This is a genomic window from Nocardioides sp. NPDC006273, from assembly GCF_040613495.1.
In the GTDB taxonomy this organism is placed as follows: Bacteria; Actinomycetota; Actinomycetes; order Propionibacteriales; family Nocardioidaceae; genus Nocardioides.
In genome coordinates this window covers 42,825-67,087 of sequence record NZ_JBEXSD010000022.1, presented here as the reverse complement: position 1 = coordinate 67,087, position 24,263 = coordinate 42,825, and the positions used below count along the sequence as shown (strand labels likewise).

Annotated in this window: 22 protein-coding genes; 17 read left to right on the top strand and 5 right to left on the bottom strand. The window is 69.1% G+C overall.

The features are described 5' to 3' along the window. Positions 1–17 precede the first annotated feature (17 nt). Both ABZZ22_RS12135 and ABZZ22_RS12130 read right to left on the bottom strand, forming a co-directional pair. Positions 18–1,667, bottom strand: a complete 1,650-nt coding sequence (locus tag ABZZ22_RS12135) for a DNA repair helicase XPB (protein ID WP_354931216.1) — start codon at positions 1,665–1,667, stop codon at positions 18–20. 9 nt (positions 1,668–1,676) lie between these two features. After that, positions 1,677–3,620 (bottom strand): helicase-associated domain-containing protein, encoded by a 1,944-nt coding sequence (locus tag ABZZ22_RS12130; RefSeq protein ID WP_354931243.1) that lies wholly within the window; start codon positions 3,618–3,620, stop codon positions 1,677–1,679. A gap of 345 nt (positions 3,621–3,965) precedes the next feature. Between ABZZ22_RS12130 and ABZZ22_RS12125 the strand changes: the two genes are divergently transcribed. The 3 genes from ABZZ22_RS12125 to ABZZ22_RS12115 all read left to right on the top strand — a co-directional run bounded on the left by ABZZ22_RS12125 (position 3,966) and on the right by ABZZ22_RS12115 (position 8,067). Continuing rightward, complete coding sequence (locus ABZZ22_RS12125; protein WP_354931213.1) at positions 3,966–4,793, top strand: protein phosphatase 2C domain-containing protein; 828 nt, start codon at positions 3,966–3,968, stop codon at positions 4,791–4,793. Positions 4,794–4,886: 93 nt separating this feature from the next. Beyond that, a complete protein-coding gene (locus ABZZ22_RS12120) occupies positions 4,887–6,833 on the top strand; it encodes an FHA domain-containing protein (protein ID WP_354931211.1) in 1,947 nt (648 codons plus the stop codon). A gap of 34 nt (positions 6,834–6,867) precedes the next feature. Continuing rightward, a complete protein-coding gene (locus ABZZ22_RS12115; protein ID WP_354931208.1) occupies positions 6,868–8,067 on the top strand; it encodes an RDD family protein in 1,200 nt (399 codons plus the stop codon). A 143-nt stretch (positions 8,068–8,210) separates the two neighbouring features. Here ABZZ22_RS12115 and lepB read toward each other — a convergent pair whose 3' ends face one another. Next, a complete protein-coding gene (lepB, locus tag ABZZ22_RS12110) occupies positions 8,211–8,972 on the bottom strand; it encodes a signal peptidase I (RefSeq protein ID WP_354931205.1) in 762 nt (253 codons plus the stop codon). Between the two features lie 109 nt (positions 8,973–9,081). On the opposite strand from lepB, the gene ABZZ22_RS12105 reads away from it, so the two are divergent. From ABZZ22_RS12105 to ABZZ22_RS12095, 3 genes are read left to right on the top strand one after another with little or no spacing between them, the layout of a single operon-like run. Then, positions 9,082–10,176 carry a nitrate- and nitrite sensing domain-containing protein gene (locus tag ABZZ22_RS12105; RefSeq protein WP_354931202.1) on the top strand — a complete coding sequence of 365 codons (1,095 nt, stop codon included), beginning with the start codon at positions 9,082–9,084 and terminating at the stop codon, positions 10,174–10,176. 9 nt (positions 10,177–10,185) lie between these two features. Further along, the gene (gene larE, locus ABZZ22_RS12100) at positions 10,186–11,052 is read left to right on the top strand and encodes an ATP-dependent sacrificial sulfur transferase LarE (protein ID WP_354931199.1); all 867 of its coding nucleotides are present in this window, start codon (positions 10,186–10,188) and stop codon (positions 11,050–11,052) included. Continuing rightward, complete coding sequence (locus tag ABZZ22_RS12095; RefSeq protein ID WP_354931196.1) at positions 11,049–11,756, top strand: M50 family metallopeptidase; 708 nt, start codon at positions 11,049–11,051, stop codon at positions 11,754–11,756. The genes larE and ABZZ22_RS12095 overlap by 4 nt, the downstream gene beginning before the upstream one ends. A 21-nt stretch (positions 11,757–11,777) precedes the next feature. Here the strand turns inward: ABZZ22_RS12095 and ABZZ22_RS12090 are convergent, their stop codons facing one another. Continuing rightward, on the bottom strand, positions 11,778–12,176 hold the full coding sequence (locus ABZZ22_RS12090; RefSeq protein WP_292648945.1) for a cold shock domain-containing protein: 399 nt from the start codon (positions 12,174–12,176) through the stop codon (positions 11,778–11,780). Between the two features lie 471 nt (positions 12,177–12,647). Between ABZZ22_RS12090 and ABZZ22_RS12085 the strand changes: the two genes are divergently transcribed. The 5 genes from ABZZ22_RS12085 to ABZZ22_RS12065 all read left to right on the top strand — a co-directional run bounded on the left by ABZZ22_RS12085 (position 12,648) and on the right by ABZZ22_RS12065 (position 18,406). Next, positions 12,648–15,956 (top strand): nitrate- and nitrite sensing domain-containing protein, encoded by a 3,309-nt coding sequence (locus ABZZ22_RS12085; protein WP_354931193.1) that lies wholly within the window; start codon positions 12,648–12,650, stop codon positions 15,954–15,956. Beyond that, entirely contained in the window at positions 15,953–16,348 is a 396-nt protein-coding gene (locus ABZZ22_RS12080) for a roadblock/LC7 domain-containing protein (RefSeq protein ID WP_008360946.1), read from the top strand. The genes ABZZ22_RS12085 and ABZZ22_RS12080 overlap by 4 nt, the downstream gene beginning before the upstream one ends. Positions 16,349–16,376: 28 nt before the next feature. Continuing rightward, positions 16,377–16,727 carry a DUF742 domain-containing protein gene (locus ABZZ22_RS12075; RefSeq protein WP_179659719.1) on the top strand — a complete coding sequence of 117 codons (351 nt, stop codon included), beginning with the start codon at positions 16,377–16,379 and terminating at the stop codon, positions 16,725–16,727. A gap of 40 nt (positions 16,728–16,767) precedes the next feature. After that, positions 16,768–17,319, top strand: coding sequence for an ATP/GTP-binding protein (locus ABZZ22_RS12070; RefSeq protein ID WP_084101379.1), 552 nt, complete (start codon positions 16,768–16,770; stop codon positions 17,317–17,319). 277 nt (positions 17,320–17,596) lie between these two features. Then, positions 17,597–18,406: a DUF3027 domain-containing protein gene (locus ABZZ22_RS12065; RefSeq protein WP_354931240.1), complete on the top strand. Its 810-nt coding sequence runs from the start codon at positions 17,597–17,599 to the stop codon at positions 18,404–18,406. A gap of 75 nt (positions 18,407–18,481) precedes the next feature. Here the strand turns inward: ABZZ22_RS12065 and ABZZ22_RS12060 are convergent, their stop codons facing one another. Further along, positions 18,482–18,880, bottom strand: coding sequence for a DUF2530 domain-containing protein (locus ABZZ22_RS12060; RefSeq protein WP_354931188.1), 399 nt, complete (start codon positions 18,878–18,880; stop codon positions 18,482–18,484). A gap of 69 nt (positions 18,881–18,949) precedes the next feature. Between ABZZ22_RS12060 and ABZZ22_RS12055 the strand changes: the two genes are divergently transcribed. The 6 genes from ABZZ22_RS12055 (at position 18,950) to fusA (ending at position 24,189) form a co-directional block, all read left to right on the top strand. Then, positions 18,950–19,099, top strand: a complete 150-nt coding sequence (locus ABZZ22_RS12055) for a DUF1059 domain-containing protein (protein WP_091052351.1) — start codon at positions 18,950–18,952, stop codon at positions 19,097–19,099. A gap of 77 nt (positions 19,100–19,176) precedes the next feature. After that, positions 19,177–19,638 (top strand): MarR family transcriptional regulator, encoded by a 462-nt coding sequence (locus ABZZ22_RS12050; RefSeq protein ID WP_354931184.1) that lies wholly within the window; start codon positions 19,177–19,179, stop codon positions 19,636–19,638. Then, positions 19,635–20,885: an MFS transporter gene (locus ABZZ22_RS12045; protein ID WP_354931181.1), complete on the top strand. Its 1,251-nt coding sequence runs from the start codon at positions 19,635–19,637 to the stop codon at positions 20,883–20,885. The genes ABZZ22_RS12050 and ABZZ22_RS12045 overlap by 4 nt, the downstream gene beginning before the upstream one ends. Before the next feature lie 262 nt (positions 20,886–21,147). Beyond that, on the top strand, positions 21,148–21,519 hold the full coding sequence (rpsL, locus tag ABZZ22_RS12040; RefSeq protein WP_091052356.1) for a 30S ribosomal protein S12: 372 nt from the start codon (positions 21,148–21,150) through the stop codon (positions 21,517–21,519). A gap of 1 nt (position 21,520) precedes the next feature. Then, positions 21,521–21,991 carry a 30S ribosomal protein S7 gene (gene rpsG / locus ABZZ22_RS12035; RefSeq protein WP_292648923.1) on the top strand — a complete coding sequence of 157 codons (471 nt, stop codon included), beginning with the start codon at positions 21,521–21,523 and terminating at the stop codon, positions 21,989–21,991. Between the two features lie 83 nt (positions 21,992–22,074). After that, the gene (gene fusA / locus ABZZ22_RS12030) at positions 22,075–24,189 is read left to right on the top strand and encodes an elongation factor G (RefSeq protein WP_354931176.1); all 2,115 of its coding nucleotides are present in this window, start codon (positions 22,075–22,077) and stop codon (positions 24,187–24,189) included. Positions 24,190–24,263: the final 74 nt, after the last annotated feature.

Sequence of the window (24,263 nt, the reverse complement as noted above, 5' to 3'; positions counted from 1 at the left end):
GGCAGACGCGACCGGGATCAGGAGGTGAGGTCGCCGAGAGAGCCGGCGTCGACGATCCGGTACGCGTAGCCCTGCTCGGCCAGGAAGCGCTGGCGGTTCTGGGCGAAGTCGGCGTCGACGGTGTCGCGGGAGACGATCGTGTAGAAGTGGGCGGTCTTGTTGCCGTCGCCGGGGCGCAGCAGCCGGCCGAGCCGCTGAGCCTCCTCCTGGCGGGAGCCGTAGGCTCCGGAGACCTGGATCGCGACCTCGGCCGAGGGCAGGTCGATGGAGAAGTTGGCGACCTTCGAGACGACCAGCAGGTCGAGCTCGCCGGATCGGAACGCCTCGAAGAGCCGCTGCCGCTCCTTGATCGAGGTCTTGCCCTCGATCACCGGGGCGTCGAGCGAGGTGGCGATCTCGTCGAGCTGCTCGAGATACTGCCCGATCACGAGCGTCGGCTTTCCCGCGTGGGAGGCGACGATCTCCTTGACCACGTCGATCTTGTGATGCGTGCATGAGGCGATCCGGTAGCGCTCGTCGGGCTCGGCCGTGGCGTAGACGAGCCGCTCGCCGGCGGGCAGGGTCACCCGCACCTCGACGCAGTCCGCCGGCGCGATCCAGCCCTGTGCCTCGATGTCCTTCCACGGGGCGTCGTAGCGCTTGGGGCCGATCAGCGAGAAGACGTCACCCTCGCGACCGTCCTCACGCACCAGCGTGGCGGTCAGGCCGAGCCGCCGGCGGGCCTGCAGGTCGGCGGTCATCCGGAAGATCGGGGCGGGAAGCAGGTGGACCTCGTCGTAGACGACCAGCCCCCAGTCGCGGGCATCGAGCAGCTCCAGGTGCGGGTAGGCGCCCTTCCGCCGCGTGGTCAGGACCTGGTAGGTGGCGATCGTGACCGGCCGGATCTCCTTGACCGATCCCGAGTATTCGCCGATCTCTTCCGGGGTCAGCGAGGTGCGGCGTACGAGCTCGTCCTTCCACTGGCGTGCGGAGACGGTGTTGGTGACGAGGATCAGCGTGGTCGCCTGTGCATGTGCCATGGCAGCAGCGCCGACGAGCGTCTTGCCGGCACCGCAGGGGAGTACGACGACCCCGGAGCCGCCGTGCCAGAACGACTCGGCCGCTTCCGTCTGGTAGGGGCGGAGCGTCCAGTCGGCGGTGTCCAGCGCGATGGCATGAGCCTCGCCGTCGACGTAGCCCGCGTAGTCCTCGGCCGGCCAGCCGAGCTTGAGCAGCGCCTGCTTGAGGTTTCCGCGCTCGGAGGGATGGACGACGACGGTGTCCTCGTCGACCCGGGCCCCGAGCATCCCGGAGATCTTCTTCGCCCGGAGGACCTCCTTGAGCACCGCCCGGTCGGAGGAGACCAGCACCAGGCCGTTGACCGGGTTCTTCTCCAGTCGTAGCCGGCCGTAGCGGGCCATCGTCTCGGCGACGTCGACCAGAAGAGAGTGCGGGACGGGGTAGCGGGAGAACTCCAGCAGCGTGTCCACGACCTGCTCGGCATCGTGGCCGGCGGCGCGGGCGTTCCACAGGCCCAGCGGCGTGAGGCGGTAGGTGTGGATGTGCTCCGGGGATCGCTCCAGCTCGGCGAACGGCGCGATCGCCTTGCGGCACTCACCTGCTCGGGCATGGTCGACCTCGAGCAGCAGCGTCTTGTCCGACTGGACGATCAGGGGGCCGTCGTTCACCGCACCAGCCTACGGCGACGTCGGGCGCACGCTCCTGATCCTGGACAGCGCGAAGGAGCGTACGTCGTCCTCGACCCGGGCCGCGAGTGAGCCACCGTCCAGGCCCAGCGGCTCGACGCGCGCCTCCCCAGCGACCCCGCGGCCGTCGACGTAGGAGATGACGACCTTCTCCCCGGCATCGATGGCCTCGTGGAGGATCGCCATCGTCGAGGCCGGTTCCGGCGAGGTCGGGCGTGCGGTCGCGGTCTCGTCGCCGGCCTTGACCCTGGTCGCCACGGCGGTCGCGCGGGCCGCGAGGTGGGCCTCCTGGGCGGCTTCCGGGCGCTGGCCGGTGCGCACCTTGGCGCGCTTGGCGTCGGGGCGCGCCACGTGGACCGACCCGTCCGGCGCCTCGACGACCGGCGCCAGGCCGAGCTCGCGCAGCCGGGGGAGGAGCGAGTCGAGCGCGACGGTGCTGACGACCACGGTCGGCGCCAGCCGCCGCAGCCCCAGGGACTCGGCCGCCGGGTGGGCCAGCAGCTCGGCCAGCGCGGCCTCGTCGTCGCTGCGCAGGTAGGCGGCGGCGAACCCGACACGGACTGTCCCGAAGGTGCGCGCTGTGTCGTCGACCAGGTAGGAGAGCGCCTGCGGCACGGGGGTGCGGGAGGCGGCGGTGAGGAAAGCGTGGATCTCGGCAGCGGTCCAGCCACGGTCCATCGCCCTGCGTACGGACTCCTTGGTGAACCGGTAGACCATCGCCCCTCCGTGCGACTCCACGGTCGCCACCACGGCCAGTGCGCGCGCCAACGCCGGTTCGAGCGGCCCGGGCGCGACCGCGGTCAGGTCGCCCTGGAGCAGGACATGGTCGACCGGCTCCGGCAGCAGGCGGGCCAAGGTCGGGACCGGATCGTCGCCGGCCACCAGCAGCCGACCGTACGCAGCCAGCCCGCCGAACGCAGCCAGCCCGAGCGTCTCCGCCTCGGTGAGAGTCCAGGCGACCAGCGACTCGCGCGACTCGGTGCGGGTGCGTGGCCGACGCGGCCGCTCCCAGGCCAGCCTCGCCACGACCGCGGCCGGACCGGTGCCGGCGGCGAGCACCTCGCCGTCCGGGAGGTCGGCCAGGAGGCGCAGGGCCAGCCGTCGCGTCTCCACCGCCGACGCGCCGGCCATGTCGGGTGCCAGCGCGTTCCAGGTCTTCCCGGCCGGATCACGCTGGCCGACGAGCCCGGGAAGCCGAGGTGATGCCAGCCAGGCGCCGGCCGCGTGTGCCCAGCGAGCCGCCAGCGGCTGCTGGAGCCACTGGTCGTAGAGCTCGGTCGGCATCCAGGACGGATCGCCCTCCTCGTCGGTGCCGAGTGCGAGCAGCCCCGAGGCCCAGCCGACCTCGATCAGTAGGGCCGCGGTGGGCTCGGTGACGTGGAGCCGCTCGGCGGTCACTCTCAGGTCTCGCACCGTCAGCCCCGTCCCGCCGCGCAACGACCGGGGAGGTGCGGCACCCCACGCGTCGAGGAGAAGCTCGAGGTTGCGTACGAGCTCGAAGGCGGCGCCCGCAGCAGCCCGGTCGACCAGCGCCGACGGCCGCGAGGAGGTCGGCAGCGACGGTGGGACGTCAACGGGGGCGAGCGTCGTCCGCCCGCCGCGCAGCGCGATGCCGACCTCGCCGGGCAGGGTCAGCATCTCATCGCCCGAGGAGACCAGCAGGGCATGAGCGATCAGCTCCTCCGCCGGTCCGGCGGCGTCGGCCACCGATACGCGCGGGCGCGCGCGAGAAGAGGAAGCCTGCCCTCCGCCGGCGTCGACAGCCTCCAGCATCGCGCGGGCTTCGGCGGAGACACCGGCCAGGCGGCGTACGACTTCTTCCTGGTCAGCCCCTGGATTGCCGGCGAACGGCTGCAGCCCGGAGACCCCTGGTGAGCCTTGCAGCGCGGCTGCGACTCCGGTCACGGCCCGCAGGCCGCTGAGGGAGTGCCACACCAAGCAGGTGTCCTCCAGATGAGAAAGTGCTCGTGTCGTGGCGCCTACTTCCGCATTCAGCATGGAAGATAAGTGGGCTTTGGTGGTTTGATTCGCGAGGACAACGGCATCAAGCACGATCAGCTGGAGATGGCTAAGGTCATCCAGCGCAGAGTGCAAGGATGTGCGGGTGGCTGCTCGGGCGGCGAGTTGGCCAGAGTCATGAGGGGACGGCGTGGCGAGATCAGGACGAGCAAGAAGCAGGCGTGAGATGCGCTCTGTGGGCCAAGAGCGCAACTGGTCTGCGAGCGAGCGGAAGCCTGTGTCCATCGGCATCACGTTATCCCGGCAGGCCTAGGGGGCGAGATGTCCAGGAAAGTAGTGATCGCGCACGGGGCCGCGACCGATGTCGGCCAGGTGCGGAAGGTCAACGAGGACTCCCATGTGGCAGAACCTCCGGTCTTCGTCGTAGCCGACGGCATGGGCGGCCACGACGGTGGTGACATCGCCAGCGAGATGGTCATCCAGGAGTTCGCCAAGCTCGGCGGGACCCATTACGTGTCCGAGTCCGGCAGTCAGGCGATGGTCGAGGCGCTCCAGGCGGCACAGGACCGGATCGTGGCCTTCGCGCTCGAGCAGCGCTCGCGCGGGGCCTCCGACTACCAGTCCGGCACGACCTGCGCCGCGGCTCTGATCGCCGACGGCGGCAGCAGCCCGCTGTGGATCCTGCTCAACGTCGGCGACTCGCGCATCTACCGGTTCTACGACGGTACGTTGAGCCAGCTCAGCCGCGACCACAGTCTGGTCCAAGAACTGGTCGACGCCGGCCAGATCACGGCTGAGCAGGCCGAACACCACCCGGAGCGCAACGTGGTGACCAGGGCGCTGGGCGGGATGGCCCCCGCGGTCCCCGACATCTTCCAGGTGACGCTGCCCGTCGGCGCGCGGCTGATGCTGTGCTCGGACGGGGTGAGCGGAATGATCTCGGATGGTGAGATCGCCGACATCCTCGCGGCGCAGGACACCGACGCCCGCGACACGGCCGAGAAGCTCGTCGCCGCCGCGGTCGCAGCGGGTGGCAGGGACAACGCCACTGCGATCGTGGTCGATGTGATGGGATTGACCGAGGAGAACCCGTATGACTCGGAGCAACAAAGGGTGAGTATGGAGCAGAAGCTAGGAGTGCTGCCATGAGCGAGCGTCAGCGAGCGACAGCAGACTTCATGCGGCCACGTTCGTATTCTGGCGCTTGCGCCACGACTACGACCGGAGCGCAGAGGTGGCGGCATGAGTGAGCCAGGGATCATCGCAAGCACGTCCTACATGCCGGGCACGTGGTTCGGCATCATCGGCGAGAGCGCCACGGTGCTGCTCCCGCCCTCGGAGAAGAGCCGTGCGGGGGCGCTGTGGGCGCTCGTCGACGACGGCGCCGGGTTCGACGAGGTGCTCGACGCGCTCGTCGCGACCGGGCTGAGCTCGTTGCCGGGCTTCGTCCTCATCTCCGGAGACGTGACGCCTGACGGCGGCAGCGTACGCACGGTCGTGCGCGGCCCGTCGGTTGTCTCGTTCGACGCCGCAGAGGGCACCGTCGAGGTCGACGGCTCGTCCTCGAAGACGTGGGTCGAGCGCACTCTCGAGGGTGTCACCCGGATGTCCGTCTCGCTCGGCGAGGAGGGTGCGACCGGTGAGCCGATGACGGCGCTCGGTGGCCTGCTGCGGGTCTCGGGTCTCGAGGTTCCGCCGCCGGTGCCGGAGTCCGCCCACGACGACTCGCCGGAGAGCCGCGCAGGTTTCGTAGGCGCCCCGGTGGCGGTCGAGGAGGGCGTGGACGACAGCGTCGACGAGCCGACGCCGGGTGACCCGCTCACCGACCCGCTGCCCGAGGACGACTACGCAGACGCGGCCGAGGAGCAGAGCCACGACGAGGACGAGCCGGTCGCGGCTCCGCCTTCGCTGTCGGTCGTGCCACCGATCACGGTCTCGGGTGACCTTCCGGGTCTCGGGGACGACGATGCCGACTCCAGCCCTGAACCGGACGCGGACTTCGATTCGGACTTCGATTCGGACTCCGACTCGGATGAGCCGATCTCGGTCAACCGCGGTGAGGAGTCCGGCGAGGCGCCGACGCCTCGCCACGACGATCTGACCGAGTCGACCGAGGCGTTCGAGATGCCGACCGCGGCGCAGGACGCCGACGGTGCCGACGACCAGACCGACCAGGACCACCCCGAGTCCGTCTCCGCCGGCTACGAGGACGACTACGCCAGCGACGAGCACGCCGCTGCGGTGGCGTCGTCCTTCGGGCCGTCTGCGGTCTCCCCGGAGCCCGCGGACGATGGGGAGGATGTCTCCGACGCCGAGACCGAGGTCCTCCAGGTCGTCGACGAGCAGGCCTATGACGAGCCCGAGTCGTACGACGAGCCCGAGTCCTATGACGAGCCCGAGTCCGCTCCGGCGCCCGCCTTCGGACCGCCGTCGGTGCCGCCCCCGCCGCCGCCGACGACGCCTCCTCCGCCGCCGGTCGACGCGCCGCCAGCCCCCTTCGCTGAGGCATCGGCCGACGGTCTGATCGATTCCGCGCCGGTCGACGCGCCAGTTGCGGACGGCCCGCCGATGGCTCCGCCGGTCGCTCCGCCGGTCGGCCCGCCAGGGACCGACATTCCGCCCGCGCCCCCGGCTCCGCCTGCGTTCCCGGCCCCGCCTGCGCCGCCGGCTTCGGCCGTGGCCCCGGTTCCGCAGACCCACGACGAGCCGGTCTGGGAGGAGCCCAACCCCGATGAGGACGACCACGACGGTCTGACCCGCATCGGTGTCGGTGAGGACCTCAACGCTGGGCTCGCCGGGATCCCCGGCCAGCCCGAGGCCCCGAAGGTGACCGCCTACCCGGTCGCGCGCCTGGAGTTCTCCAGCGGCGACCGTGTCGAGGTGGACCGCGTCGTCCTCGTCGGTCGTGCGCCCGAGGCGAGCCGGTTCACGCCCACCGAGCAGCCGATGCTCGTGACCGTGCCGAGCCCGCACCAGGAGATCTCCTCGACCCACTGCGAGATCCGTCCGGGTGCCGGGGTCGACCACGGCGCAGCGGTGGTCACCGACCTCGGCTCGACCAACGGCACCGTCCTGGTCCAGCCCGGGCTCGGCCCGGAGGATCTGCGTCCCGGCGTACCGGTCCAGCTGATGCCCGGCGCCGTCATCGACCTCGGCGACAGCCTCACGATCCGGGTGACCAACCCGTGAGAGAGAGGCTCTCGCCCACATCGGGGGCGTTGGAATGAGCGTTGCCGGCCTCCAGGCCCAGTCGGTCGAGGCAGCGATCGCGGAGCCGGATCGTCGGTTCTACGCCTTCGCCATCGACCGGGTGATCGCGTGGACGATCTTCGGCGCGGCGGGGTTCGTCGCCTGGCTGATCTTCCTCCGCAACGGAGACACGCTGCCCGGCGTCGCGCTGATCGCCGGCGTGGTGCTGGTGGTCTGGTTGGTCGGCACCCTACTCACCGGCTCCGGCGGCAAGACGCCGGGGAAGGTGGCCCTCGGCCTCCGCGTGGTCAGCGATGACTCCGGGGCCGCGGGTCGCCCGATCGGCGTCGGCAAGGCGTTCGTACGCCAGGCTCTGCTCGGTCTCTGCACCATCCCGACGCTCGGCATCGGCACGGCCACCTTCGCCTGGGTCGCCGCGATGGACGAGCGCGGTCGTCGCCAGAGCTGGCACGATCGTCGCGCGGGCTCGGTCGTCGTCGACGTACGTCCTCCTGCCGTCGTCGAGACGGAGGAAGAGGCTCCGGCACCGCGACGCATCGTCAACCTCACGACGATGCGTCTGAAGCAGGCCGAGGCGACTCCGGAGCCGGCCGAGCGGCCGCAGACCCCGGCGGCCCCGACCCAGAGCCCTGCGGACCAAGCCGCCGCAGACCAGGCGGCGGCAGCCCAGGCCCCGGCACGGGCCGCGGCCGAGGCTCAGTCCGCCCCGACCCAGGTCCCGGGCCCGGTCGCCCGTCAGACGTCGGCCCCAGTGCCGCCGACGCCTACGCCGCCCGCACCTCCGGCACCCACACCCGCACCACCTCCGCCGCCGGTCCCGGCCACGATGCAGCCCGCACCACCTGCGCCGCCGGCACCCGTTCCGCAGCCCGCGGTGACGGCTCGCTGGCGGGTCACCTTCGACACCGGTCAGAGCTTCGTGGTCGAGGGCCTCGCCATCGTCGGCCGCGGCCCCGAGCCGCGACCGGGCGAGGAGGTCGCCCACCGAGTGGCTCTCTCCTCGAGCGACATGTCCTTGTCCAAGACCCACGCCCAGTTCCAGGTCGCCGCCGACGGCACCCTCGTGGTCATGGACCGCGGTTCCACCAACGGCACCACCCTGATCCGCAAGGGTGCGGCGCGAGCCCTCGGCGCCCGCCGTCCGGCCGCGCTCGTGCACGGCGACAAGGTCAAGTTCGGCGACCGCACCATGGATGTGGTCCGCGAAGCCTGACCCGCCGAGACGTCACTCCCGTCGGCCGAGAAGTCACTTCCGTGACGTCTCGGCCGACGTGCGTGACGCCTCGAGCGACGTGCGTGACGCCTCGAGCGACGTGCGTGACGCCTCGAGCGACGTGCGTGACGCCTCGGCGAGGGTCAGTCGACGGCGTCGAAGGTCTCGGGGCGGTGCTCGATGCCGAAGCGGTCGGTGGGCCAGAAGACGACGGCTACGCGGCCGACGACGCCGGAGACGGGTACGAAGGCGCTCGCGCAGGCTTCGTCGCCCGACCTCTGGCGTTCGGGGCTGCACAGGTGGAAGGACGAGTCGGCGGAGTTGGCGCGGTTGTCGCCCATCACGAAGAGCCGGCCCTCGGGGACGACGGCCTTCCAGCCCCGGCAGCCGCCCCGGACGTACGAGCCGTTGTCCTGCGCCATCGGACCGTCGCAGGTAGCGGAGGGGGCGATGAACGAGGACGCGTCCAGCGGGGTGCCGTTGACCACGATGCGATCCGACTCGCAGCACTCCACGGTGTCGCCACCGACCCCGATGACCCGCTTCACCAGGTGGTCGCCGGACGGGTAGAGCCCGATCTTGGCGAGCGCGGCCTTGAAGCCGGTCGGCGCGGGAGGGACATCGTTGGTCGAGAGCCAGTTCCCAGGATCGGCGAAGACGACGACGTCGCCGCGCTCAGGGGTGCCCATCCAGTAGGACGGCTTCTCGACCAGCACCCGGTCGTTGACCTCCAGCCCGGGCTCCATCGACTCCGAGGGGATGTAGAACGCCTGGGCGAGAAAGGTCTTGATGATGACCGTGAGCAGGATCGCCGTCACCGCGATGATCAAGATCTCGACGATCGAGCCCGGAGTTCCTCTCGACCGTCGGCCAGACTTCGCCGACGTCTCCCGCTCTGCCCCCATGGTCAGACCCTATCCAGACGACGCCCCGGCCGTTGCGATCCGGAAATCAAGCGCGCGGAATGTCCGTCCTGCCTTAGGGTTCCAGGACCCGCCGGACCCGAGAGGTGCCATGACCAACACGCTGACAGAGCCCCCGACCCGTCAGCCCGCCGCAAAGGCCACGTGGAGCATTCGGATCGCCCTGGTCCTGGCGGTGCTCATCGCGGTCACGGCAGGCGTTCTCGGCTACCTGGGTGTCTCCCGAGCGACGGACCAGGCGGCCACCGCCCAGCGGGCCGCGGCACTCGCCGAGGTCATGGTGCCGACCGTCGAGCTCGCGGCCGCGTTGAGCTTCGAGCGTGACGGGGCCTCAGCCGGCGTTCCTCCCGTGGTGACCAGGCCGTTGCAGGAGCGGACCGACCTCGCGGCGGAGGCGTGGCGTGGCGGCGTACGGGACATCGACCGCGGTGAGGACCAGGAGCTCGACGCGACGCTCGACCAGATCGATCGGGCGCTCGCCGACATCGACGACCTGCGCACACAGGCCCGCGGGCCCGGCGAGGAGGCGCAGCAGCGATACACCGACCTCGTTACCGACCTGTTCGGCATCGCCGCCCACCTGCCGGAGGTCACGGATGCGCAGACCGCCTCCATGATCGAGGCGCTGGGCAGCGCCCCCGAGACTTGGGAGTCGCTGAGCCAGGAGCGCCTGCTCATGACGACCTTCCTGTCCAAGGCGCAGAGGCCCGGCGTGCAGCGGCTGGGCGAGAAGGAGCTCGCGTCCCTGGTCGAGGCCGAGGCCGGGCTGCGGAGCTCGCTCGCAGACTTCTACGAGAAGACCTCCGACCAGCAGCGGGAGGCGCTCGACCGGCTGACCCAGGGCACGGCCACCGAAGGAGCGGTCGGCGTCCCTGCGCATCAGATCGTCAACCAGGTCATCGCCGAGAGCGGTGCCGACTCGTCCGCCGTTGCTCCGGATGTCTACGTCATGTCCAGCACGGAGTTCATCCGGGGTCTGCAGGACGTGCTCGGGGCCGCGGTACAGGAGATCGTCGAGGACCTACGGGTCGAACGCGACGAGGAGACCCGAGCCGCGCTGACCGCGGTGGTCCTCACCGTCGCCGTCGTGGGTCTCCTGGCCGTGCTCGTCATCGTGCTCATGGTCGTGCTGGTCGTCCTGGCCTCGCGTCGCCGCTCCGCGGCAGCCCCTGGAGCACGCGGATAGGGTCAGAGCGTGTCCGATCTCGATCAACGGCTCAGCGCTCTCGAAGCGGATCTCAAGTCTCGAGGGAGTGTGCTGGTCGCCTTCTCCGGGGGCGCAGACAGCGCCTTCCTCCTGGCGGCCGCGACCAGAGCGCTGACCAGCGCGAACGTCGCCGCCGCGACCGGCTACTCCCACAGCCTCCCGATCGCGGAGCGGGACCCGGCCGCGGAGTTCGCGAGGAGCCTAGACGTACGCCTCGTCACCCCGCGGACCCACGAGATGGAGCGGGAGGGCTACCGGGCCAACGGCACCGATCGGTGCTTCTTCTGCAAGGCGGAGCTGCTCGACACCCTGATCCCGCTGGCGGGCGAGCTCGGTCTGGCCCATGTCGCGACCGGCACCAACGCCGACGACGCGATCGAGGGGCTCAACGGTCTACGCCCCGGCATCCGCGCGGCCGCTGAGCGTGGCGCGATCACCCCGCTCAAGGATGCCGGCCTGACGAAGACGCAGATCCGCGAGGCCTCACGCCGTTGGGGGCTGCCGACCTGGGACAAGCCAGCCGCAGCCTGTCTCTCGAGCCGGATCGCCTACGGCCTCGAGGTCACGCCACGAAGGCTCGCGCGCGTGGAGAGAGCAGAGCAGGGCGTACGCGGGGTCCTGGCGTCCCACGGCCACGACGCCGCCAGGGTGGATCTGCGGGTGCGCGACCATGGGGAGAAGGCCACGGTGGAGCTGTCGGCTACTCTCCTGCCTCTCGAACCCCACCATGCCGACGAGGTGCTCAAGACCGTGACCGACGCAGGATTCACCGCCGTGGAGATCGACTCACGCGGCTTCCGCTCCGGATCGATGAACGCAACGACGAACGGGTCGTCGAACCGGGCGCCGAAGTGATCGACTTCTGGGACACGATCACCGCGACCCAGACCGTCCCCGAAGCGCCCTGGCTGATCGGCGCCGGACTCGTCGCGCTGATGCTCGTCGTCTGGCGTACGTCCTGGCGCACCGTGCGGCTCGGCGTCACCGTCGTCCACGAGGCCGGCCACGCGGTGGTGGCGGTCCTGGTCGGCCGGCGCCTGTCCGGGATCAAGCTCCACTCCGACACCTCGGGGGTCACGCTCTCGCGAGGCAAGCCGACCGGGCCGGGAATGGTGGCGATGCTCGCCGCCGGCTATCTCGCGCCGGCGCTCCTCGGTCTGCTGAGCGCGACCATGCTCGCCGCCGGCCACGCCCTGGGACTGCTGTGGCTGCTGGTGGCGGCGATGCTCGTGCTCCTGCTGTGGGTACGCAACGGCTACGGCCTGCTCGTGCTGCTGGTGCTCGGCGCCGCGCTGGGCGCGATCAGCTGGTACGCCGACGGCCGCCTCCAGACGATCGTCGCCACCTTGGTGACCTGGCTGCTCCTGCTCGCCTCGCCGCGGCCGCTCCTCGAGCTCCTCGGCCGCGGCGAGCGAGGCCGCCGTGGATCCGACCCCGACCAGCTCGCCGGTCTGACCGGCATCCCGTCGGTGCTCTGGATCCTCGTCCTGCTGGCCGTCAACCTCGCGGGACTGGTGGTCGGCGTGCAGACCCTGATCCCCGACCTGAGCTGGATCTAGACCAGAGCTGGATCTAGAGGATCAGAGCTCGAACTCGTCGGCGATCTGGCGCAGCGCGGGGGAGACCTTCTTCGCCAGCTCCCGCGTGGGTGGGCGCCCCTGGGCGTATCCGTCCCGGATGTCGTCGAGGAGCTTGATCACGTTCTCGACGATCAGCTCCATCTCCTCGGGGTTGCGGCGCTTGGCGGCCCGCTGGCGCCCGGCGACGGAAGGCGCGCGCTCCAGGATGGTCACCGAGAGCGCCTGCTCACCGCGGCGCCCCTGGGCGATGCCGAACTCGACCCGGGTGCCGGCCTTCAAGGTCTTGGCAGTGCCCTCAGGGAGCGCGTCGGCGTGGACGTACACGTCCGGACCGTCGTCCTGTGACAGAAACCCGAAGCCCTTGGTGGCGTCGAACCACTTGACCTTGCCAGTAGGCACGGCAGCTTGCCCCTTCCTCGCGCGTCAGCGCTTCAAACGTACGTCGTCCGGCGACTGTGACGGCCGACGCGGAAGAGCCTAGTCCTCGCCGCCCAGAGACGCGTGAGGTATTCCCCTCTCCGGTCATCGACGGCATCGACGGGCGTCCCGGATGGCTCGACGTATCGTCCCTCACGCGGGCGGGGCATATACTCCGCCTGCCCCTCCATAGATTTGCAAATGATTTCGTACACCATTGGTAATCGAGACCACTTATGACGTAAGTTTACGTCGCCAAAGACTGCAGACAGGTACGCCCGGGTGCCAGCAGTCTTCGCGGCGGGGGACTGGGGTGTGCGCCACAGACGGTGCACGCCTCTCGGGATTGATGTGACATGGCCACGAGAGGGAGTAATGGCCGAGCCATACGCAAGCACAGCCCACCGTCCGGAACGCAAGCCCTGGCAGGGAATTCGAGCGCGCCTCATCTTCGTGCTGCTCGTCCCGACCATCGCGGCGATGGTGTTCGGTGGGTTGAGCATTTCGAGCGCCCTCTCCGCCCAGGCGGAAGCACGCCAAGCCGAGACTGTCGCCCAGGCCCTGCCTGACACCTACAACCTCGCGATCAACGTCCTCTTCGAGCGTGACGGTGCGCTCGCGGGTGTTCCCGAGGTCGTCATGCGGCCGCTGCAGCAGACGACCGACGAGTCGATCGAGGCCTGGAGCGCCAAGGCCAAGGAGATCGACGCCGGCGAGGACAAGGAACTCGAGAACAGCATCGTCGAGATCCAGCAGGCGCTGAACGGGATCGACGACCTGCGTGCGCAGATCCAGGAGACGGACACTCAGGTCGAGGCCCAGCTGGCCTACACCACCGTGATGAACAACCTCTTCGGCATCTCGGCGCAGATGCCGACGCTGGAGGACGACGAGGTCTTCTCGAAGATCTCCGCGATCAGCAACGTGCGCTCCGCCTCTGAAGCGATGGGTGTCGAGCGCGCCATCATGATGGAGGCGTTGAGCAAGAAGGCCGCCGCCGAGCGGAGGGGGGAGACCAACCCGGATGTCCTCTCCGACGCCCAGTTCGCCGAGCTCGCCCGTGCCGAGGCCAAGTGGCGCCTGTCCACGGCGGACTACTACGTGAAGACGTCCGACGAGATCCGTCAGGTGCTCGACGAGCTGACAAACGAGACGACCACCGAGGGCTCGATCGGGGCGCCCGCGCACCGGGTCGTCAACCAGGTGATCTCCAGCGGCAGCATCGACCGGGTCAAGATGACCCCGGACGAGTACACCGAGGCCAGCACGCAGTTCATCCGTGGTCTGCAGAAGCTGATCGTCCAGACCGCGGAAGAGATCAGCGCGGACGTCGAGCAGATCAAGGTCGACTCGACCAACAAGGCCATCATCATCGGCCTGCTGGTCCTCGGCGTTCTGATCTTCGCCCTCGCCGTCGGCCTGGTCGCGGCCCGCTCCATCCTGTCGCCGCTGAGCCAGCTGCGTCGTCTGGCCTACAACCTGGCCAACCACGACCTGCCTGAGCGAGTCGCCTACATGAACCAGGCCGAAGGCCCGGTCGACACCCATGTCGAGCCCCTGGACATCGCCCGCCGAGACGAGATCGGTGACGTCGCGGACGCGTTCGACGCGGTCCACGTCGAGGCGATCCGACTGGCCGGCGAGCAGGCCGAGCTGCGTACGAACGTCGACAAGATGTTCATGAACCTCTCGCGCCGCTCGCAGAGCCTCGTCGAGCGTCAGCTCCAGCTCATCGACCAGCTCGAGGCCAACGAGCAGGACCCCGACGACCTCGCGAACCTGTTCCGCCTGGACCACCTCGCCACCCGAATGCGCCGCAACGACGAGTCCCTCCTGGTTCTCGCCGGCGGCGAGATCGGCCACGCCGCTCGTGGCCCGGTTCCGGTCCTCGACGTGCTCCGCGCCGCGGCCTCCGAGATCGAGCAGTTCGCCCGGGTCGACATCGACTCCGACGAGAACGCCGAGTTCGAGGGTGCGATCGCAGGTGACCTCGTGCACCTGCTCGCGGAGCTGATCGAGAACGCCACCAACTTCTCCCCGCCCGACACCGCGGTCACGATCCGCACCTTCCGCGCCGGCCCGGCCGCGCCGCTGCTGGTCGAGATCGAGGACCTCGGCATCGGCATGACGCCGGAGGAGCTCGACGCGGCCAACCTGAAGCTGCGCCGCGCGACCGGTCTCGACGCCGATGTCGCCAGGATGATGGGTCTGGTCGTGGTCGCGCGCCTGGCAGCGCGTCACGGCCTCTACATCGAGCTCGTGCCCAACCGCCCCCGCGGTGTCGTCGCGCGCGTCGAGATGCCGGTCACCACCATCGTCGGCGCCCACGCCGTCGAGGCGCCGTCGGGTCAGCAGCAGGGCTTCGATGCCTACGCCTTCCAGCAGGGCGGCTACGGCCAGCAGGCCGGCGGCTACCCGGGCACCGGCGAGCTCCCCTACGAGATGCAGTACGGGATGCCGGCCTACGACGCCCAGCCGCATACCGGTGGCAATCCCTACGACGTGCCCGTCGGTGCCCTTCCGGCGCCCGAGGCACCCATGGCCTCCGCCGCAGCGCCCCCGGCGCTGCCGAGCCGTACGCCCGGCGCCTCCAACCACCCCAACCTCTCCGGTGGCGGTTCGCCGGGCTTCGCGCAGCAGGGTGGCGACGGTCAGTCCGGCCAGCACAACGGCTTCGGACAGACCGGCACGCACACGGGTCAGCTGCCCGCCTACGGTGGCGTCCCGCCGATGCCGGGCGACCCGGGCTTCGAACCGCACGCCGCACGCACGGGCACCTTCCCGGCGCAACCGCAGCCGCAGCAGTTCAGCGGCAGCCAGCAGCAGTTCGGCGCGGACCCGTTCGGCTCCAACCAGCCGCCGGCTCCGCAGCAGAACCCGAGCGGCCCGCAGCAGAACTTCCTGTCCAGCATGCTCCCGGTTCGCAAGGCCGAGGACCTGGCTGCGCGCTTCCCCGACGGTCGCTTCGACCCGAGCACCGACGCCGGCGAGCTCCCTCGCCGCGAACCGGGCGGCCAGGGCGGCAGCCCGTTCGGCACCGACACCGGCGCGTTCCGCACCTTCGAGCGTCCCAACGAGCGCACCACGCCGCGTACGCCGCCGCCGGGCTTCGGCCCCGACGACGACCCGTTCGGTCCTGCCGGTGACACGATCGCCCCGGGCCCGATGGGCCCGGTGGCTCCGGAGCCGACCAACTCGGCGAACCCGCTCGACTCGACCACCGAGGTTCCGATCCTCGATGACGAGGGAAGCTCGATCTTCGACGACCTCCAGTCCGAGTGGTTCACCCGCCGTCGCCCGCTGGGCGCGCGCCGGGCGATGGAGGCCAAGGGTGACCCGCTCAGCGACCCGATCGCTGCTCCGGCCGCCAAGACCGACACCGGTGCCAAGGCCGGCGACGCCGCCGCTGCGGCCGCCCCGGCGGATGCTCCCGTCGAGGAGCCGGTCGCTCAGGACGACGAACCGACCACGCCGACGAGCTGGTCCTCGCCGGGTGACGAGGGTTGGCGCCGGGCGCAGGAGCTGGAGCAGCTGCAGGAGCAGGAGCCGGCGACGGTGACCCAAGGTGGCCTCCCGGTGCGTGTCCCGGGTCAGAACCTGATCCCAGGTGCGGCCCCAGCCGTCACCCCACCGGCCTCAGGTCCGCGTAATATGGACGCTCGCCGCACCCGTGGCCTGTCCAGCTTCCAGAAGGGCGTCAGCCGCGCCCGCAACAACCCCGCTGAGGCGGAAAGCAACCCCGAAGGTGAGGAGCAGCAGTGACAACGGCCCCCGCAGGACTGGACTGGCTTGTCGACAGCCTGACCCAGCGCACCCCTGACATCGCTCATGCGATCTTGGTGTCGGCTGATGGCATGCCGATGGCCAGCTCCGTCGACTTCCCCCCGGACCGGGCCGACCAGCTCTCGGCGATCGCCTCCGGTCTCACCAGTCTTACCCAGGGAGCAGCTCGGTGCTTCGCGGCGGGTAATGTCCAGCAGATGGTCATCGAGATGGACGGTGGCTATCTGGTCCTCATGGCGGTTGGTGAGGGCTCCAGCCTTGCTGCCCTTGCCGCCCCCGACTGCGATCTGGGACAGGTTGGCTACCAGATGCAGCTGTTGATCTCGCGTGTTGCCACCGCCCTCACCCCCGACACCAGAACCGGCGCCTGATCAGTGCCCCGACCCTAGGACCGAGATCGTGAGCAACCACGCATCCGAACCGCCGCCGCTGGTCAGGCCGTATGCCCTGACCCGTGGCCGCACGCAACCCAAGCGCGTCTTCCCGATAGAAGCCCTGGTGATCACGGACCGCTACGTGATCGACGGCTACGTCCGGTCGCCCGAGGAGCGGACGATCGCAGAGCTCTGCCGTGAGAGCCGTTCCGTCGCTGAGGTAGCGGCGCTCATCCGGGTGCCCCTGGGTGTCGCCCGAGTCCTGATCGGTGACCTTGCGGAGCGCGGCGTGGTGCAGGTGCACGCCAGCAAGGTCCCGGACGCCCCGGACACCGCTCTCCTCGAGCGCGTGCTGTCCGGCCTGAGGAAGCTTTGACAGGAGTAATGCAGTGACCACCGACTCCAAGCAGGCGACAATGTCTGCGAAGATCGTCATCGCCGGCGGGTTCGGCGTTGGTAAGACGACCTTCGTGGGTTCCGTCTCGGAGATCGTTCCGCTGACGACCGAGGCCGTGATGACGCAGGCGACCGCCGGCGTCGACGACCTCTCCGCAGTGCCGAACAAGAAGACCACCACGGTCGCGATGGACTTCGGCCGGGTCTCCCTCGACTCCGACCTGATCCTCTACCTGTTCGGCACACCCGGTCAGAACCGTTTCTGGTTCATGTGGGACGACCTGACCCAGGGTGCCATCGGCGCTGTGGTGCTCATCGACACCCGTCGTCTCGCCGACTCCTTCGGCGCGATCGACTACTTCGAGTCCCGCAACGTGCCGTTCGTCGTCGCACACAACGTCTTCGGCGCCAACCAGGCCTACAAGCCGGAGCAGATCCGTGAGGCTCTGGCTCTGCGCCCGGACATCCCGATCGTCACCTGTGACGCCCGCGACCGCCAGTCGACCAAGGCGACGCTGATCTCGCTCGTCGAGTACGTCCTCTCCATGGTCTCCACGCGCGCGCTCCAGTAGTCAAGCGACTCGGGCTCGCAGGCGTTGGAGCGAGGCCGAACTGAGACGAGATCGAGCGAGCGTCGCGGCTGAGCTTGCGAAGCCGCGTTCGCGTGTCGAGATCCAAGTGTCACCAACACCCGCCGTAGCAACGCTCCGGCGGGTGTTGTCGTTTCGAATGCCGCCGTGACTGTGCAGTAGCGGCGTACGTCTGGGAGGATCACGCGTTGTGCGTAAGTTCAGGTTGTGGTGGCGCAAGGTGACCCCGAAGTGGAACCTGAGACGCCTGTGGGCGAAGATGTGGACCGTGATCTCGACCCCGTACGCCGATGCGACGGCCGTCGCTGCCGTCGACGAGGCCCGCGCCGCGCTCCTGTCCGACGTGCCAGCCGGTGACGTCGGAGAACACCTCGGCCATGTGGCCGAGGAGGGCGCCGGCCCAGGCGTCGTGACCCACCTGTTCGCCTGCGCCCGCAAGGGATACGTTGGCTGGCACTGGTCGGTCACGCTCGTCACCGTGCCCACGCTGGACGGCCCGGGATTCGGCGTCGACGCTCCGGTGACGATCAACGAGATCGTCCTGGTTCCCGGTGACGCTGCGATCGTCGCGCCGGCCTGGGTGCCCTACCGCGAGCGGATCAAGCCCGGCGACCTCTCGCCCGGGGATCTCCTCCCGGTCGAGGACGACGACGCGCGGCTGGTCCCGACGTACGCCTTCGGCGACGATCCGCTCGACGCCGACGAGAAGGCCCAGGTGCGCGAGGTCGCCAAGGACCTCGGCCTCGGCCGTGTCCGGACCCTGTCCACCTCCGGCTTCGACGCCGCCGCGGAGCGTTGGTACACCGGCGACGGCGGCCCCGAGGCGCCGCTCGCGCAGGCTGCCCCCGACCAGTGCCACAGCTGTGGCTTCCTGGTCCGGCTGACCGGACATCTCGCCTCGAGCTTCGGTGTCTGCGCCAACGGCGACGCCAACGACGACGGCAAGGTGGTCAGCCTCAACCACGGGTGCGGTGCGCACTCGGAGGTGCGGCTGGCGAAGAAGCACGAGCCGCTGCCGCTGCCGGACCCGGTCTTCGACACCATCAGCGTCGACGTCGAGACCTTCTAGGCCTGGAGTCCGCTCCTAGGGTCTGTATGGAAACTCGGCGCCGGCGCTTTCCGAGTTTTCAAACAGGCCCCAGGGCTACAGCCCCTCGGCGCGCAGCCGGCGCACCTTGCGGCGCCGGGTCAGCTCGATGCCGATCGCGCCGAGTCCGAAGGCCGCCAGGCAGGTCCAGATCCACCAGGTCCAGCCGCGGTCGTTGAGCAGGCCCCAGAACGGGAGCAGGGCGACGAAACCGACGAGCCAGCCGAGAGTGGCGAGCTCGAAGGCGCGGATGCCGTCCTCGTCGACGAGCTCGATCTTCGGCTCGGGCGCGGCCTGGACCGGCTCCTCGACCGGCGGCTCGTCGTAGCCGTAGGCCTGGGGGTAGCCACGCCCGTCGTCGGACTGAGCCTCGGTGTAGTAGTCGCCGTCGTACGCGTCGTGCTGCTGCTCCGGGTAGCCGCCGGAATAGTCGTCGTCGCGGTACTGGTCGCTCATGGGACCCATCTTATGGGTCATCACCAGCCGGTAGGGTGGGGAGGAACGCTGACGACTTGGAGGTCCCTGATGGCTTCGCTCCGCTGCCCCTGTGGCACCAACTTCCGCACGGAGACCGATGACGAGCTGGTCGAGAAGGTGCAGGAGCACCTTGCGGAGGCTCACCCCGGCCGCACCTACAGCCGTGACGACATCCTGATGCTTGCCGCGATGTCCTGATCCTGTGACGGCGCCCTCACCAGGGCGCCGTCTCTTGCCGGAATAGTTAGCGCCGGTAAGCAGTTATGCTTGCCGACATGCCTACCGCACAGCCCGTTCCCGCGTCCGACGCGACCTCTGACATCCCCGAGGTCGCGTCGGTGCTGCGCACCTCCGTCATGCGGATGCGCCGCCGTCTCGCCAACGAGCGCCACCCCGACAACGACCTCTCCCTGGGGTCCATGGCGGTGCTCGGGGCGTTGTACGCCAACGACGAGATGACCCTCGGTGCTCTCGCCGGACGCGAGCGGGTCCAGCCGCCGAGCATGACCAGGATGGTCAACTTCCTCGAGGAGGGCGGCTACGTCGTACGCCGCCAGGGCGAGACCGACCGCCGCCAGGTGCTGGTCTCGATCACCGACAAAGGTCGCCGGACCGTACGCAAGGACCGGCTCAGCCGGGACGCCTGGCTTGCCCAGCAGCTCGTCGGCCTCGATGCCGACGAGCTCGCCGCCATCCGCACTGCCGCTTCGATCATGGAGAGAATAGCTACCAGTTGAGCCCCACGTTCCGTTCCCTGCGCAGCCACAACTACCGCCTGTACCTGGCCGGCAGTGTCGTCTCCAACGTCGGCACCTGGATGCAACGCATCGCCCAGGACTGGCTGGTTCTGAGCCTGGGCGGCGGGGGAGCGGCCCTCGGCATCACCACCGGCCTGCAGTTCCTGCCCATCCTTCTGCTCAGCCCCTATGCCGGGGTCATCGCGGACCGCTTCCCGAAGCGCCGCCTGCTGCAGGTGGCCCAGGGCTGGATGGCGCTGATGTCGCTGCTCCTCGGTGTGCTCGCGGTCAGCGGCAACGCCGAGGTGTGGATGGTCTACCTGGTCGCCTTCCTCTTCGGCATCGGTGCCGCCTTCGACGGCCCCGGCCGGCAGTCGTTCGTCTCGGAGATGGTCCACCCCGACGACGTCACCAACGCCGTCGGCCTCAACTCGGCCTCGTTCAACCTCGCCCGCCTGATCGGACCGGCGACTGCCGGGCTGCTCATCGGCGCGCTGGGCGGCGGTCCACAGGCGACCGGCTGGGTCATCCTCATCAACGCCGTCTCCTACCTCGCCGTCATCGGACAGCTGCAGCGGATGAACACCGGCGAGCTCCGCTCGCCCGACCCGGTCGCCCGGCGGCGCGGGATGCTGCGAGAAGGGGTCGGCTACGTCCGTACGCAGCCCAAGATGCTGATGGTGCTCGTCATCGTCTTCTTCGTCGGTACGTTCGGGGCGAACTTCCCGATCACCTCGGCGCTGATGGCGACCGAGGAGTTCGGCAAGGGCGCCAGCGAGTACGGCCTCCTCGGCACCGTCCTGGCCGTCGGCTCGCTCTCCGGAGCTCTGCTCGGCGCCCGCCGCACCCGAATCCCGCTCCGGCTGATCGTGGCGGCCGCGACCGGGTTCGGACTGTCCATCATCGTGTCGGGATTCATGCCGACGTACGCCTTGTTCGCCCTGACCGGCCCGATCGTCGGGTTCTGCACGATCACGGTGCTCAATGCCTGCAACGCCACCATGCAGACCGAGGCGGCGCCTGAGTTCCGTGGCCGGGTGATGGCGATCTACATGACCGTCCTGATGGGCGGCACCCCGCTCGGGGCCCCGCTCATCGGCTTCATCGGCGAGCACTTCGGCGCCCGCACGACCTTGTACGCCAGTGGCACCATGGTCCTGTTCGGCACGCTTGCGGGGGTCCTGCTCCTGGTCGCGCTCCGAGGTGGTATCCGGGCCGTTTTGACCCCCTCTCAGGCCGCCGGGTAGCCTCTGAAGCGTGTCTGGGACAACCAGGCCGTCGCGCGTGCCCGGAACAAGCTCGAGAAAAGGTCTCGGACCCGGGTTCGGCGCCCCCCTGTGGGGGTCGGTTCGAGAGATCCGCCAACACGTGCGTTGAGGTAAGGGCGACACGCCCGACCTCGGGGGCGAGGCGGGACCAGTTGGTATCGCACCACCTGGACGCACAACATTTGATCCTTCGCGGTAGAGCGCCGCGTAGTGAGAGCAGAAAAGAAGGGGAACCACCGAGGTGCCCACAATCAACCAGCTGGTCCGCAAGGGCCGCGAGGACAAGGCGACTAAGTCGAAGACGCCTGCCCTCAAGGGATCGCCGCAGCGCCGTGGCGTCTGCACGCGCGTCTACACCACCACCCCGAAGAAGCCGAACTCCGCCCTCCGGAAGGTCGCCCGTGTGCGCCTCTCCTCCGGCGTCGAGGTCACCGCTTACATCCCGGGCGTGGGTCACAACCTTCAGGAGCACTCCATCGTGCTCGTCCGCGGCGGTCGTGTGAAGGACCTCCCCGGCGTTCGCTACAAGATCATCCGCGGCACGCTCGACACCCAGGGTGTCAAGAACCGCAAGCAGGCCCGTTCGCGCTACGGCGCGAAGAAGGAGAAGTGACATGCCTCGTAAGGGTCCCGCTCCCAAGCGTGCGCTCGTCGTCGACCCCGTCTACGGCTCGCAGCTCGTAACCCAGCTCGTCAGCAAGGTCCTGCAGGACGGCAAGAAGCAGGTCGCTCAGCGCATCGTCTACACCGCGCTGGAGGGCTGCCGCGAGAAGACCGGCACCGACCCCGTGGTCACGCTCAAGCGTGCGATGGACAACGTGAAGCCGGCCATCGAGGTCAAGTCCCGCCGCGTCGGTGGCGCGACCTACCAGGTCCCGATCGAGGTCAAGGGCACGCGTGGCACCACGCTCGCGCTGCGCTGGCTCGTCGGCTACGCCCAGGACCGTCGTGAGAAGACGATGGCCGAGCGTCTGATGAACGAGATCCTCGACGCGAGCAACGGCCTCGGTGCCGCTGTGAAGAAGCGCGAGGACACCCACAAGATGGCCGAGTCCAACAAGGCCTTCGCGCACTACCGCTGGTGACGTATGGCGGGGTGCTCACCGCACGATGTGGGCACCCCGCCAATCCAGACCGAAGACAATCTCTTTAAGGAACGCTGAAGACAGTGGCCGTCGACATCACCACGGACCTCAATGTGGTCCGCAACATCGGCATCATGGCGCACATCGATGCCGGTAAGACCACCACCACCGAGCGCATCCTGTTCTACACCGGAATCTCGTACAAGATCGGTGAGGTCCACGAAGGCGCAGCCACGATGGACTGGATGGAGCAGGAGCAGGAGCGCGGCATCACGATCACGTCTGCCGCGACGACCTGCTGGTGGAAGGACCACCAGATCAACATCATCGACACCCCGGGGCACGTCGACTTCACGGTCGAGGTGGAGCGCTCGCTGCGCGTCCTCGACGGTGCCGTCGCCGTCTTCGACGGTGTCGCCGGTGTCGAGCCGCAGTCGCAGACCGTGTGGCGTCAGGCGAACAAGTACGCCGTCCCGCGGATGTGCTTCGTCAACAAGCTCGACCGCACCGGTGCCGACTTCTACATGGTCGTCGACTCGATCGTCGACAAGCTGCACGCCACCCCGCTGGTGCTGCAGCTGCCGATCGGTGCCGAGTCCGACTTCATCGGTGTCGTCGACCTGGTCGAGATGCACGCCAAGGTCTGGCGCGGCGAGACCGAGATGGGTGAGGACTACACGGTCGAGGAGATCCCGGCCGACCTCGCCGACAAGGCTGCGGAATACCGCGAGAAGCTGGTCGAGACCCTCGCCGAGGCTGACGACGACATCATGGAGGTCTACCTCGAGGAGGGCGACGTCTTCGACGTGCCCACCCTGAAGGCCGCCATCCGTCGCGCGACCCTGGCCGACAAGCTCAACCCGATCCTCACCGGCACGGCGTTCAAGAACAAGGGCGTCCAGCCCCTGCTCGACGCGGTCGTCGACTACCTGCCCTCGCCGCTCGATGTCGAGTCGATCATCGGCCACGACGTCAAGGACGAGGAGGTCGAGGTCACTCGCCAGCCTTCCGAGTCCGAGCCGTTCTCCGGTCTGATCTTCAAGATCGCCTCCGACCCGCACCTGGGCAAGCTGTTCTACCTGCGCGTCTACTCCGGCAAGGTCGAGGCGGGTGCGACCGTGGTCAACCCGATCAATGGCCGCAAGGAGCGCATCGGCAAGATCTACCAGATGCACGCGAACAAGCGTGAGGAGATCGCGTCGGTGGGCGCCGGCCAGATCGTGGCGGTCATGGGTCTGAAGGACACCAAGACCGGTCACACCCTGTGCGACCCGTCCAACCCGGTCGTGCTCGAGTCGATGTCCTTCCCGGCTCCGGTGATCGAGGTCGCCATCGAGCCGAAGACCAAGAGCGACCAGCAGAAGCTCGGCACGGCGATCCAGCGGCTCACCGAGGAGGACCCGACCTTCACGGTCAAGTCCGACGAGCAGACCGGCCAGACGATCATCGCCGGTATGGGCGAGCTTCACCTGGAGGTCTTCGTCGACCGGATGAAGCGCGAGTTCAAGGTCGAGGCGACCGTCGGCAAGCCGCAGGTCGCCTACCGCGAGACGCTTCGCAAGAAGGTCTCGAACCACAGCTACACCCACAAGAAGCAGACCGGTGGTTCGGGTCAGTTCGCGAAGGTCGTCATCTCCGTCGAGCCCAACATCGACGAGGAGACCGGCCAGGGCGCGGGCTACGAGTTCGCAAACAACGTCACCGGTGGTCGCGTGCCGAAGGAGTACATCCCTTCGGTCGACCAGGGTGCTCAGGACGCCATGGAGTTCGGCATCCTCGCTGGCTTCCCCATGGTCGATGTGAAGGTATCGCTCGAGGACGGCGCCTACCACGACGTCGACTCCTCCGAGCTCGCCTTCAAGATCGCCGGCAACCAGGCCTTCAAGGAGGCCGCCCGCATGGCGAAGGCCGTTCTGCTGGAGCCGATGTTCGCCGTCGAGGTCACCACCCCGGATAGCTTCCTGGGCACCGTGATCGGCGACATCAACTCCCGCCGCGGCCAGGTTTCCTCGCAGGAGGAGCGTCACGGCGACATGGTCGTCAACGCGCTCGTCCCGCTTTCCGAGATGTTCGGGTACGTCGGTGACCTCCGGTCCAAGACCAGTGGTCAGGCGTCGTACTCGATGGAGTTCGACTCGTACGCCGAGGTTCCCACGAACGTCGCCGACGAGATCATCAAGAAGGCCCGTGGCGAGTGACCTTCGGGTCGCCCGTCCAGGGACTTCGGCAGCACCACCTTTCAGTACGAGTCAGTAAGAAAATCACACCAGGA

Coding starts and splice junctions, on each gene's coding strand:
- ABZZ22_RS12120 (WP_354931211.1), top strand. CDS start 4,887: ATGAGTGAGCCAGGGATCATCGCAAGCACGTCCTACATGCCGGGCACG.
- ABZZ22_RS12105 (WP_354931202.1), top strand. CDS start 9,082: ATGACCAACACGCTGACAGAGCCCCCGACCCGTCAGCCCGCCGCAAAG.
- ABZZ22_RS12125 (WP_354931213.1), top strand. CDS start 3,966: ATGTCCAGGAAAGTAGTGATCGCGCACGGGGCCGCGACCGATGTCGGC.
- ABZZ22_RS12055 (WP_091052351.1), top strand. CDS start 18,950: ATGGCTTCGCTCCGCTGCCCCTGTGGCACCAACTTCCGCACGGAGACC.
- ABZZ22_RS12065 (WP_354931240.1), top strand. CDS start 17,597: ATGTGGACCGTGATCTCGACCCCGTACGCCGATGCGACGGCCGTCGCT.
- rpsG (WP_292648923.1), top strand. CDS start 21,521: ATGCCTCGTAAGGGTCCCGCTCCCAAGCGTGCGCTCGTCGTCGACCCC.
- ABZZ22_RS12115 (WP_354931208.1), top strand. CDS start 6,868: ATGAGCGTTGCCGGCCTCCAGGCCCAGTCGGTCGAGGCAGCGATCGCG.
- ABZZ22_RS12070 (WP_084101379.1), top strand. CDS start 16,768: ATGTCTGCGAAGATCGTCATCGCCGGCGGGTTCGGCGTTGGTAAGACG.
- ABZZ22_RS12050 (WP_354931184.1), top strand. CDS start 19,177: ATGCCTACCGCACAGCCCGTTCCCGCGTCCGACGCGACCTCTGACATC.
- ABZZ22_RS12060 (WP_354931188.1), bottom strand. CDS start 18,880: ATGAGCGACCAGTACCGCGACGACGACTATTCCGGCGGCTACCCGGAG.
- lepB (WP_354931205.1), bottom strand. CDS start 8,972: ATGGGGGCAGAGCGGGAGACGTCGGCGAAGTCTGGCCGACGGTCGAGA.